Annotated in this window: 3 protein-coding genes; all 3 read left to right on the top strand. The window is 65.6% G+C overall.

The annotated features are described in order from the left end of the window. The first annotated feature begins 101 nt into the window (after positions 1 to 101). The gene (locus ACCQ08_RS17200; RefSeq protein WP_373450487.1) at positions 102 to 899 is read left to right on the top strand and encodes an IclR family transcriptional regulator; all 798 of its coding nucleotides are present in this window, start codon (positions 102 to 104) and stop codon (positions 897 to 899) included. Positions 900 to 997: 98 nt separating this feature from the next. Beyond that, positions 998 to 2,083 (top strand): TerB family tellurite resistance protein, encoded by a 1,086-nt coding sequence (locus ACCQ08_RS17195; RefSeq protein WP_373450486.1) that lies wholly within the window; start codon positions 998 to 1,000, stop codon positions 2,081 to 2,083. A 518-nt stretch (positions 2,084 to 2,601) separates the two neighbouring features. Then, positions 2,602 to 12,333: a beta strand repeat-containing protein gene (locus ACCQ08_RS17190; RefSeq protein ID WP_373450485.1), complete on the top strand. Its 9,732-nt coding sequence runs from the start codon at positions 2,602 to 2,604 to the stop codon at positions 12,331 to 12,333. Positions 12,334 to 12,695 lie beyond the last annotated feature (362 nt).

The raw sequence follows: 12,695 nt of genomic DNA, 5'->3' as shown, positions 1-12,695 counted from the left end.
CAGCCATCTGCATTAGCTTGTGCGGGCCTTGCGGGGTGACGACCAACTATGAAACGGGAAGCGCTGGGATGGCAAAAGCTGGCAGCACGGATGTTCACGATATGAACTCAGGTTTTCCCGGGGCGCAGAGCCCTGCGCGCCTGGTCAAGGTGCTGCGCTTGTTGACGCGCCACCATGTGCAAGGCCTGTCGATTGCCGATCTGACGGCGCTGTCGGGGCTGGACCGGTCGACCGCGCGGCGGCTGCTGATGGTGCTGGTGCAGTCCGGCTACGCGGCCAAGGATGCGGAGACGGGCCGCTACCGCCTGGGGGTGGAAGCGATGCTGACGGGGCTGGCCGCGATGGCCAAGCCGCCGATCTTCGGGGTCTGCCACCCGGTGATGGTGAGCGTGGCCAGACGCACCGGCGATACGGTGTTTCTGATCATCCGCGTCGGCGACTTTGCCCATTGCCTGCATGTGCAGCCGGGCAGCACGGTGCTGCCTGCGCACAGCCTGATGACCGGCCAGATCCGCCTGCTGGGCCAGGGAACGGCCAGCCTGGCGCTGGCCGCCAGCCTGCGCGATGCCGAGCTGGAGCAGATCTTCCAGCGCCGCCGGCTCGACTACGAGGCCGCCGGCATCAGCCATGAGCGGCTGATGGACATGGTGCGCCAGACACGCAAACGCGGCCATTCGCTCAGCGTCAACCTGCTGACCTCGGGTGCCACTGGCGTGGGGCTGGCGATCGAGTTCCAGACCGACCACAGCGCGCATATCGCCGCCATCAGCGTGGCCAACCATGATGCGCAGATGGATGCCGCACACCAGGCGCAGGCGCTGCAGGTGCTGCGCGACGAACTGGCCCAGGCCGGCATTGCGCAGGTGAGCGGCGGTGCAGGCGATCGCGTAGGACGGTAGCGCAGAGTGGCCGCTGGCAGGCCTGGGTGCGGAACCTGGGCCACGCCCTGGGCTCAAATTGCGTTCTTTTGTGCACTTTGAATGCGGAGCCCTGATCCATGACGACTGAAGAAATGCGTGCCACCTTGACCTTGTGCCTGCTGGCCTCGTTCGCCGACGGCGAAAAGCACGAGCGTGAGCGCGAGCAGATCCGCCAGGTGGCCGAGGGCCTGGCGGCCGACCAGCAGATCAACCTGCCCCACCTCTACCAGGATGTGCTGCTGCGCCGCGTGCAGCTGGGCGATGTGCTGGCGCAGCTGCAGACGGTGGAGTCGCGCCAGCTTGCCTATGAGATGGCGCTGTGCGTCTGCGAGGCCGATGGCAGCACCAGCCCCAAGGAAGCGGCCTTTTTGGCGCAGCTGCGTGAGGCCTTTGGCACGGCGCAGCCGGCACCATCCACCGCGCCGGCCGCTGCGCCAACGCCTGCGGTAGCGGCAGCCACGGGGATGGTGGCTGCTGCTGCGCTGAGCACACCCCGCGAAGCAGCGCTGGCCGGTAGCCTGGTCGATGCGCCGTTAAATGCTGCCTTGCCTGAAGCCCCGCTGGCGCTGACCGAGCCCGCTCCCCATCCGGCAGCGGCGGACCCGCTGCTGCCGGCACAGGCCGAGCGCCGGCCCTCTGCGTTGCCGGTGGAGGCCATGGACCAGAAGATCCTCAAGGCCTCGATTCTCAATGGCGCGATCGAACTGTTGCCCGAGAACCTCTCGACCTTGGCGATCATTCCGCTGCAGATGCGCCTGGTCTACCAGATTGGGCAGAACTATGGCTACGAGCTGGACAAGGGACACATCAAGGACCTGCTCGGTGCCCTGGGCGTCGGCCTGACATCGCAGTACCTGGAGCAGGCCGGGCGCAAGCTGCTCGGCGGTTTGCTGGGCAAGGCGGGCAAGGGCCTGCTCGGTGGCCTGGGCAAGCAGGCGGTCAGCAGCGGCATGAGCTTTGCGTCTACTTATGCGCTCGGCCATGTCGCCAACCAGTACTACGCCGGCGGGCGCCAGCTGTCGACCGAAATGCTGAAGAACGCCTACGCGCATGTGATGCAGGATGGGCGCCAGCTCCAAACGCGTTACCAGGCGCAGATGCAGCAGACCGCCAGCGGCTTGACCACCGCCAAGATCCTGTCGATGGTGCGCGGCGGTCAGTAGGAATATATCTGAATGTAACTGCTCCTGTAGGTCAAAACCTGGAATTTATGCAGGATGATACCGTCGATATTGTCGGACTATATTTATTTCTGTATTTGGTTTTTTGACTGATTTATGCCGAACCCGCCTGTATAGGCGGGTTTTTTTGTTTCAAAAATGCGCTGTGGCATGTCTTACAAAATCCAGCGTTTATCCCACATTTCTCCTCTGAAGGAGTATGAAAACAACCTAAAAGCGCATTGCATCGCAAGAGGTTTGCCCAGGGATTTTGGCAATTTTCTCAGCCGGTGGGACAGTCAAGCAGAGTTGGATTTGCTTATAGACCGGAACTAGTCGCGGTTATATGTTCTTTCAATAAATTAATTTACTGTTTACCAAAGATTCAAAGTACGGTTGTCCTTGTGAATAGTTGTGTTTGTATCAGCAATCAGCGGCACCTGTCCTCGACCCTCGGTGGATAAGGCCTGAGTGGAACTCAGCCTGTTCCGGCGTCTTGGCGCGGTGTACTAGGAGACGCTATGAACCCGATTGGTGCGCAGAGGACACTTCGCCGTCTGTTGTATGGGGGGCTCGCGAGCCTGGCCCTCGTCTGCAGTTTTAACGCTTTGGCGGCCTCTACAGGAGCTGGCCGGGCCTATGGCCTGCAGGTGACCGCCGATGCGGCCGGCGTGGGGCTCGGCGTTCCGATTGCCGACACGGGGCCGCGAACCGCGCCACCGGATTTCAATGCGCCCACCTCGGTCCTCAGTGCATCGGTTGCTGCAGGCCTGGGCAATTTGCTGACCGTGCGCACGGGTGTTCTCAACGCTGCCACGCAGAGCAAGCTGGCGCAAAACAGTGTCGTGTCCTCGGCGTCCGTCAATGGCCTGGCCCTCAAGCTCGCCGGGCTGGCGCTCGGGGCCGATACCCTCAGCTCGCAAGCGAAGATGTCCTGCGAAAACGGCGTCCTCAAACCAGAGGGGAGTGCGCAGATCCTGGGCGCCACGGGATCGCTGGTGGACGTCGGTGTGGGGGTCAACACCTCCAAAAATCTGACGATTGGCGTACCCAACTTCGGGACCATGGTGGGCGTGGTTCTCCACACCAATGAGCAAACACTCAGCAACCAGGGGCGGACGCTGAGCGTCAATGCGCTGCGCGTCGAGCTGGTCGCCACCGCGCTGGGCGCGCATTTGCTTGGCGCATCCGTCGTGGTCGGCAACTCCACGGCCACGATGGCCGATTGCGCGCCGACCGTCACCTTGGCTCCGTTGCCGCTGATCACCACCAGTAACCAGTCCTCGGTCGCCGTCAGCGGAAGCTGCAGCGCTGGCAGTGGCAATGTGGCCATCACGTCCACGCCCACAGGTGCCAATCAGTCGCTGCCTTGCTCGGCCACGGGCAGCTATTCCGGTTCGGTGAACACCACCGGGCTGGCCGATGGCCCCGTAACGCTGACGGCATCCCAGTCCCCCGCAGGGCCGGGCAGCGCGGCCAGCCAGTCCACCACCAAGAACACGGCCCCGGTGGTGCAGCCGCCCGTCGTGACGGTCGTCTCTGCGCCACCTATCACCTTGGCCAACCAGGCGTCGTATGGCGTCTCGGGCACCTGCTCGGCCAACGGTGCGGCGGTCGCCATCCTGGTGGGCGCAGTGCCCGCATCGGCAACGTGCAACGGCGGCCTTTGGTCGGCCACCGGCCTCAATGTCACAGCCGTGCCGAATGGACCGGTCACCGTCACGGCCTCGCAAACGGTCAGTGGTTTGCTCGGCTCGGGCAGTTTCGCCACCAGCAAGGACGTCACCGGTGTGCTGCCCGTGGTGGTCGTTACGTCGGCACCGGCCATCACCGCGGCGAACCAGGCCTCCTACACCGTATCGGGCAGCTGCTCGGTGAACGACAGCAACGTCACGGTCCTGATCGACACCGTCACTGCCACCGTGCCCTGTACCGGCAATATCTGGGCTGCCGCAGGCCTGGATGTCAGTGGGTTGCCCAATGGGCCAGTCACGGTCACGGCCTCCCAAACGGCCAACCTGCTGACGGGTTCCGGCAGTCTGGGAACGACCAAGGATTCGGCCGGCGTCATCCCGGTGGTGACCATCGGCTTGGCACCGGCCATCACGCAGGCCAACCAGACTGGCTATACGGTCTCGGGGACCTGCTCGGTCAATGGCAACAACGTGGCGGTGCTGGTGGGCGCTGTCTCTGCCTCTGCGCTGTGCACCAACGGCAGCTGGGCCACTGCAGGCCTGGATGTCAGTGCCTTGCCCAATGGTGCGGTCACGGTCATGGCTTCGCAGACCGTGGGCGCGCAAACCGGATCCGCGACCCTGGTGACGAGCAAGGACGTGACGGGCACCGTCCCTGTGGTGGCGGTGACCTCGGCTCCCTCGATCACCCCGGCGAATCAGGCGTCCTACGCCGTCTCGGGCAGCTGTTCGGCCAACAGCATCGGCGTCGCCGTTCTGATCGGCTCCCTCGCTGCCACGGCGACCTGCAATGGAGGCCTCTGGTCGTCGGCAGGCGTCGATGTCAGCAGCTTGCTGGATGGATCGGTCACGGTGACAGCCTCACAGACGGTAGGCAACCAGACAGGGTCGGGCAGCCTCTTGACCACCAAGAACACCGTGGTGGAGGCTCCCGTGGTGACCATTGTTTCGGCACCCGCCATCACCGCACTGAATGAGGCGTCCTATACCGTCTCGGGCACCTGCTCGGCCAATGGCACGCCTGTCGCAGTCCTGATCGGTTCCGTGGCGGCCTCGGCAGCCTGCACCGGCAGCATCTGGTCCAGTTCGGGCATCGATGTCAGCGGCTTGGCGGATGGACCGGTGTTGGTCACGGCCTCGCAGACCGCCGATGGCCAAACCGGATCAGGCAGCCTCGTGACCGCCAAGGACACGGCGGGTATTGCCCCCGTGGTGTCCATCAGCTCGGCGCCTGCCATCACGGCAACCAACCAATCCGCCTATACCGTCTCGGGCACCTGCTCGGTCACGGGTTCGCCCCCCGGCTCGAATGTGGCGGTACTGATTGGCTCCATCCCTGCATCGGCGGTGTGCAATGCTGGGCTTTGGACCACCTCGGCGGTGGATGTGGGGACCCTGCCGGATGGCGCGGTCACGGTGACGGCGTCGCAGACCGACAATGGCCTGACCGGATCGGGCACGCTGGTGATCAGCAAGGACACGGCCGGCGTCGCACCTACCGTTGCGGTTACCTCGGCTCCACCCATCACGATCGCCAACCAGGCGTCCTATATCGTTTCGGGCACCTGCTCGGTCAACGGCAGCACGGTGAACGTTCTGGTGGGTTCCATCGCCGCATTGCCCCTGTGCAGCGGCGGTGCCTGGGCCACTGAAGGCCTGGATGTCAGCAGCTTGCCCGATGGACCTGTCACGATCATGGCCTCCCAGACCGCCGGTACCCAGACGGGATCGGGCAGTGCGGTGACCAGCAAGAGCGCGGCGGGGATCGCCCCCGTGGTGACCATCACTTCGGCCCCTGCAATCACGGCTGCGAATGAGTTGTCCTATACCGTCTCGGGCACCTGCACGGCCAATGGCACGGGCGTTGACGTTGGCATCGGGTCCCTATCCGCCTCGGCGCAGTGCAACAGCGGCCTCTGGGTCACCGCAGGCCTCAATGTCAGTGGCTTGCCCAATGGATCCGTCTCGGTGGTTGCTTCGCAGACCTTGGGTGGGCTGACCGGCTCGGGCAGCCTGGTGATTGGCAAGGACTCGGTGGGCATTGCCCCCGTGGTCACCATTACCGCGGCCCCCGCGATCACCGCCGCGAACCAGACTGCCTACACCGTCTCCGGCACCTGCTCGGCATACGGCGCGCTGGTGACGGTGCATGTCGGTGAGGTGGCAGCCGTGCCGTTGCCGGTGTGCAATAGTGGGATCTGGTCCACCGCAGCGATGGATGTCAGCGGCTTGCCGGATGAAGCGGTCCTGGTGACGGCTTCGCAGACCGTGAACGGCCAAACGGGATCGGGCAGCCTGGTGACGGCCAAGGATACGGCCGGCATCGCTCCCGTGGTGACCGTGACCTCGGCACCCGCCATCACGGCTGCCAACCAGTCTGCCTATGTCGCAGCAGGCACCTGCTCGGTGAATGGAACCAACGTGGCCGTGCTGGTCGGCGCGGTATCGGCATCGGCGCCTTGCACCAGCAGCGCCTGGTCTACCGCTGCGCTGGATGTCAGTAGCCTGCCCGATGGGTCGGTGACCGTGACGGCCTCGCAGACAGCGGGCGGCCTGACGGGATCAGGCAGTTTGGTCACCAGCAAGGATTTGGCCGGTGCTGCACCTGCGGTGGCGATTGGCTCGGCACCCGCCATCACCGCTGCCAACCAGTCGGCCTATGTCGTATCGGGCAGCTGTTCTGCCAATGGCGCCGATGTGTCGGTTCTGGTGGGCCAGGTCGCTGCGACGGCACCATGCAGCAACGGCGCCTGGACGACCGCCGCGCTGGATGTCAGTGGCTTGCCCACTGGATCGGTGACCGTGCTGGTCTCACAAACGGTCGCCGGCCAAACGGGATCCGCCAGCCTGGTGATCAACAAGGAATCCGGAGGGACCGCACCCGTGGTGAGCATCAGCGCGGCTCCCGAGATCACCGCGGCCAACCAGTCGGCCTATACCGTCTCGGGCACCTGCTCGGTCAACGGTACGGCCGTGGTGGTCCAGGTGGGCGCCCTGTCAGCCACGGCAACGTGCGGCAGCAACGGTTGGACCACCGCCAGTCTGGATGTCAGTGGCTTGCCCGATGGCTTGGTCACCGTGACCGCGTCGCAGACGGTGGGCGGTGGTACGGGGGCGGCGAGCGTGGTGATTGGCAAGAGCACGGGCGGCGCGGCTCCCGTGGTGACCATTACCTCGGCCCCCATCATCACGCTGGCCAACCAGGCGTCCTATACCGTGGCGGGCAGCTGTTCGGCCAATGGCACGAATGTGGCCGTCCAGGTGGGCAATGTGCCTGCCACTGCGATGTGTGACGGTGGAAGCTGGTCTGCTGCCGGCCTGGATGTCAGCGGATTGGCGGATGGAGCCGTCATCGTGACGGCTACCCAAACGCTGGGTGGCCTGACCGGGTCGGGCAGCGTCGAGACCAGCAAGGCCACCGCAGTGGTGGTTCCGGTCGTGGTCATTACATCGGCACCGGCGATCACCGCCGTCAACGTGGCGGCCTACACCGTCTCTGGTACCTGCTCGGTCAATGGCCAGGCAGTGGCTGTGCTGGTCGGCTCGGTAGCTGCCACGGCGCAGTGCAATGATGGCCTGTGGGCCGCCGGTCCCGTCGATGCCGGTGGCCTGGCCGATGGTCAGATCACGGTAGAGGCGTCGCAAACTGCCGGTGGCCAGACGGGAACGGTCAGTTTGGTGATCAGCAAGGACACGGCCGGTGTTGCGCCCGCCGTGAGCGTGACGTCGGCACCGGCGATCACTGCAGCGAACCAGTCGGCCTACACCGTCTCGGGTACCTGCTCGGCCACCGGCGAGGCGGTGGCTGTCGAGATCGGCACGGTTCCCGCCTCGGCGCAGTGCAACGCCGGCCTGTGGACGAGCCTGGCTGTGGATGTCAGTGCCTTGCCCGATGGCCCGGTCACGGTGAAGGCCTCGCAGACGCTGGGCGCCCAAACCGGCACGGGCAGCCTGGTGACCACCAAGGACGCGGCCGGCAACGTACCCGTGGTGCGCGTGACGTCGGCACCTGCGATCACATTGGCGAACCAGGCCGCCTATAGCGTCTCGGGCACCTGTTCGGTGGATGGCAGCAGCGTGGCAGTCCTGGTCGGCTCGGTATCGGCATCGGCACAGTGCAATGCCGGCATCTGGTCCTCAGCGGCAGCGGATGTCACTGCGTTGCCCGAGGGAGCCGTCACCGTCATGGCCTCGCAGACTGCCAATGGCCAAACGGGATCGGGCAGCTTGGTGACGACCAAGGAAACGGCAGGCACCGCCCCGGTGGTGACCGTCAGCGCGGCACCTGCGATCACCGCAGCCAACCAGGCGTCGTATACCGTCTCGGGCACCTGCTCGGCCGACGGCACGCCGGTCGCGGTGCAGGTCGGTTCGGTGGCTGCAAGCGCCCCATGCGCGGCTAGCACCTGGTCCGCCGCAGACCTCAATGTCACGGTCCTGCCCGATGGGGCGGTCACCGTGACTGCGGCACAGACCGTCGGCAGTGTGCTGGGATCGGGGAGCCTGGTCACCTTCAAGGACACGGCTGGCGCCGTGCCGGTGGTAACCGTTACCTCGGCTCCCGCCATCACGGCAGCCAACCAGGCCTCGTATGTGGTCTCGGGCAGCTGCTCGGTCAACAGTGCGGCGGTGGCTGTACAGATCGGCTCGGTGTCGTCATCGGCGCCATGCGCCGGGAACCTCTGGACCATCCCAGCCGTGGATGTCAGTGGTCTGCCGGATGGACCGGTCACGGTGACCGCCGCGCAGACGGTTGGCGCGCTGCAGGGATCGGGCAGCCTGGTGACCAACAAGAACACAGGCGGCGTCCCACCCGTGGTGACCATTACCGTGGCTGCGGACATCACGGCGGCCAACCAGTCGGCCTATAGCGTCTCGGGCAGTTGTTCGGTCAACGGCACCAATGTGGAGGTGCTGGTCGGTTCGGTGTCCGCATCGGTGCCCTGCACCAGCGGCAGTTGGATGACCGCAGCGTTGAATGTCAGTGGCTTGCAGGACGGCACGGTCACCGTGACCGCTCAGCAGACGGTGGGCACGCTGGTGGGGTCGGCCAATGTGCAGGTCAACAAGAGCACGGGCGTAGCCACACCCGTGGTGACCATTACGTCGGCACCTGTCATCACCGCAGCCAATGCATCGGCGTACTCCGTCTCGGGCACTTGCTCGGTCAACGGCAGCAATGTGCAGGTGCAGGTCGGCTCGGTGTCTGCAACGGCACCGTGCAATGGTGGCCTCTGGGCGACCGCGGGCATGGACGTCAGCGGTCTGGCGGATGGGCCGGTTGCGGTGACGGCGACCCAAGTGGCTGGTGGCCAGACGGGCACGGGCAGCTTCGCCACCAGCAAGGACACCGCAGGCGTGGCACCGGTGGTGGCGATCACCTCGGCGCCTGTGATCACGGCAGCCAACCAGTCGGCCTATACGGTCTCGGGTACCTGCTCGGCGGATGGCGCCAATGTGGATGTGCTGATAGGCGGCCTCACCGCGTCGGCGGTGTGCAACAGCGGCATCTGGGCGACTGCGGCCATCGATGTCAGCGGCTTGGCCGATGGACCGGTCTCCGTGTCCGCGTCGCAGACGGTGGGTGGCCAGATCGGCTCCAGCGGTTGGACGACCAGCAAGGATTCGGCAGGCGTGGTGCCTGTGGTCGCCATTGGCTTGGCACCTGCGATCACGGCGGCCAACCAGTCCGCCTATAGCGTCTCGGGCACCTGCTCGGCAAATGGCGCCGCTGTCACGGTGCTGATTGGATCTGTCCCGGCATCGGCGCAGTGCAACGCCGGCATCTGGACGAGCGCGGGGGTGGATGTCAGCGGCCTGCCCGATGGCGCGGTCACCGTCATGGCCTCGCAAACCGCTGGTGGCCAAACGGGATCGGGTAGCCTGGTGATCACCAAGAACGCGGCCGGCGCCGCACCGGTGGTGGCCATTACCTCGGCGCCTGCGATCACGGCAAGCAACCAGTCGGCCTATGGCGTATCGGGCACCTGCTCGGCCGATGGTGCCAATGTGACGGTGCTGGTCGGCAGCATCTCGGCGACGGCCGTGTGCAGCGCTGGCGCCTGGTCCATCGCGGGCCTGGACGTCAGCGGCCTGCCCAACGGACCGGTGACGGTGACAGTGGCGCAGACGGCGGGAGGCCAGACGGGCACCGGCAGTATCGTGACGAGCAAGGATGCGGCTGGCGTAGTGCCTGCCGTGGCCGTGACCTCGGCGCCAGCGATCACGGCGGCCAACCAGACTGCCTATACCGTATCGGGCACCTGCTCGGTCGATGGCGCCAATGTCACCGTGCTGGTCGGCACCATCTCTGCGACGGCCCTGTGCAGCGGCGGAGCCTGGTCCACCGCAGGCATCGATGTCAGCGGCTTGCCCGATGGTGCGGTCGCGGTACAGGTGGCGCAGACAGCGGGCGGCCAGACGGGGTCGGGGGGTTTTGTGACCAGCAAGAACTCCAGTGGGGGCACGCCGGTGCTGGCCATCACTTCGGCACCAGCGATTGCCTTGTCCAACCAGGCGTCCTACACCGTCTCGGGCACTTGCGCGGCCAGCGGCAGCAATGTGACCGTCGTGGTCGGCTCCCTGTCTGTGTCGGTGCCGTGCAGCGGCGGCACCTGGTCCACGCCAGCGCTGGATGTGCGTGGCTTGCCTGATGGTGCGGTCACCGTGATGGCTTCGCAGACGGTGGCTGGTGCAGTGGTCTCTGTTTCCCAGAACCCGGTCAAGGACACCGTGGCGCCCGCAGTCGCGATCGGCACGGCGCCGAGCATCGATACCTCCAACCAGAGCGCCTACCGCCCTGCGGGCAGCTGCACCTCGGGTGACGGCCCCATGACGGTCAAGGTCGGTACCGTCCAGGCTGCAGCGGCCTGCGTCAACGGCAGCTGGACGGCACCGGGCATGGATGTCCGTGGCCTGCCGGATGGCGCGGTTGCCGTGACCGCATCGCAGACGGACCAGGCCGGCAACACGGGCAGCATCACCCGCGAAGTCTCGAAGTCGACGGGCTCTGGCGGCGAGCCGCCCGAGCCTCCGGTGGCCCGGATTGCGCCCCAGAACGGTACCTGGATCATCAGCGATGAGCTCAATGGCGAGCCAGGCCGTGGCATGGGCATCGACATCCAGGACGGCGTGCTGTTCATGCAGGTCTACAACTACCGCCAATCGGGCGAGCCGACCTTCCACACGGCGCTGGGCACCTTGCGCGACAACAAGGTGACCGCTCCGCTGTACTTCTATGAAGGCGGGCGCTTCTTTGGCAGCGAGCAACGCGATGGCCATGCGGCCGGCAGCCCCGGCAATGTGGTGATCACCTTCACCAGCCGCAGCACCGGTACGATCCAGTTCCCCGGCGAGCCGGTGAAGCCCATGCACCGCTTTGACTACGAGAGCACGCCTGCTGGTGTCTTCTCCGATCCGGCCTTTGTCGACCGCTGGGCCATGGTCGAGCTCAACAGCAGCAACCAGCCGGTGCGCAGCTGGTGGGCCGATATCGGCAGCAGCGAACAGGTCTCGATGAGCGAGGACTGGGTGGCTGCAGCGATGGGCTGGCCATACCCACCTGCCGTGGCAACGGCGGTCCATGGCTTTGGCGGCACCTTGTCGGGCCATGTGGTGGCGCAATGCAGCTATGGCGGCCGGGGTCTGGTGTTCAACTGCGCGGGCAACCGTGCGGGGGCTAACGGTGCGCCGGCGATCGCGATGACGATGAAGCGTGGTGTGGACCAGCTCAGCGGCACCGTGAAGGAGGGCGGTGGCGAGACTCGGCGCCTGGTGGGCTTCCGCGTGGCGCGCGCTGCCTACGCCTGGCAGGACAACCAGCGCGTGCGCACCAGCTACTATGCGCCGGGCTACCTGCCCGAGTCGGGGACCTGGGTCGTCAGCAGCGAGTTGCGGGGCCTGCCTGGCCGCGGTATCTCCATCGAGCTGCAAAAGCCGCTGCACCAGGAAGACCATCTGTTGTTCATGTCGGTGTACGACTACCAGAGCGACGGCAAGGCCACGTTCCACAGTGTGCTTGGCGCGCATGATCCATCGACCACGCCCGAGCCCCACACCCCCGATCTGCCAACCGTGCAGTACCAGGGTGGGCGCTACTTTGGTGGCCCGGCAGCGATCGCAGGCTTCAAGGCGGATGCGGGATTGACCCAGTCGATCCACTTCAGCGCGCCGTCGGTGGGAACGCTGGCCTTCCCGGGTGAAGAGCCGGTGCAGATCGAGCGCTTCTACTACGGCCTGAACAAGGGATCGGCCCAGTCGCTGCGCGGGTCCTGGTCGGTGATGTCTGCGACCGACGCGATGCCAAGCCGTATCTTCCGCTTCCAGAAGCGCGATGAGCACTCGGTGATCGATACCGACTCGGGCTATGTCTGTGTCGCAGAAGTGCTGCGCCAGTACAACTTCCACTGCACGGGTCCGTCGGGATCACCCGCCTTCCGCTTTGTCGCCGGCTTCTACGGCGCCAGTACCGGGATCGTAGGTGACGACGAAGATGCCCCCGCCATCACGGTGGTGCGGGTGACCGACACCAATGGTGAGATGGTGCAGGCGGGCGACTGAGCGCAGAGGCCACCGCTGGCCTGGCAAGGCGCAGCGGTGGCTTCCGAGCCGGGTGGCGGTCGCGGTAATGGCGATGGTGTGCGGGGGCGACTGGCTGACGCGATGTTGCAAAATCGGCATTGAATCTATGCCAGTATGTAACCGCTGCTGTAAGCCGGCGCCTTGATTTGACGGTGGAAGGCGCTGTCAGACATGTCAGGCGCTGCAGGCTGGAGACGGCTCCAGCGCCTGTTTTCCCTCTCCCCGTACCGCGTGCCCACCGTGATGGTGGGCTTTTTGCTGGCTGCGATTGCATTACAAAAAGCAGCATTTATGCGGGATTTCTCCTCTGAAAACAGCGTTGGAATAGCGGGGAGTGCGAC

Origin of the sequence: Comamonas sp. SY3 (genome assembly GCF_041730275.1) — a bacterium.
GTDB lineage: Bacteria > Pseudomonadota > Gammaproteobacteria > Burkholderiales > Burkholderiaceae_C > Comamonas > Comamonas sediminis.
Note: the sequence above shows the minus strand (reverse complement) of the source record. Positions and strands in the feature narration are given on the sequence as shown.

Bases quoted from the DNA above. Each gene is read 5' to 3' on its own strand.
- ACCQ08_RS17200 (WP_373450487.1), top strand. From the start codon at position 102: ATGAACTCAGGTTTTCCCGGGGCGCAGAGCCCTGCGCGCCTGGTCAAG.
- ACCQ08_RS17195 (WP_373450486.1), top strand. From the start codon at position 998: ATGACGACTGAAGAAATGCGTGCCACCTTGACCTTGTGCCTGCTGGCC.
- ACCQ08_RS17190 (WP_373450485.1), top strand. From the start codon at position 2,602: ATGAACCCGATTGGTGCGCAGAGGACACTTCGCCGTCTGTTGTATGGG.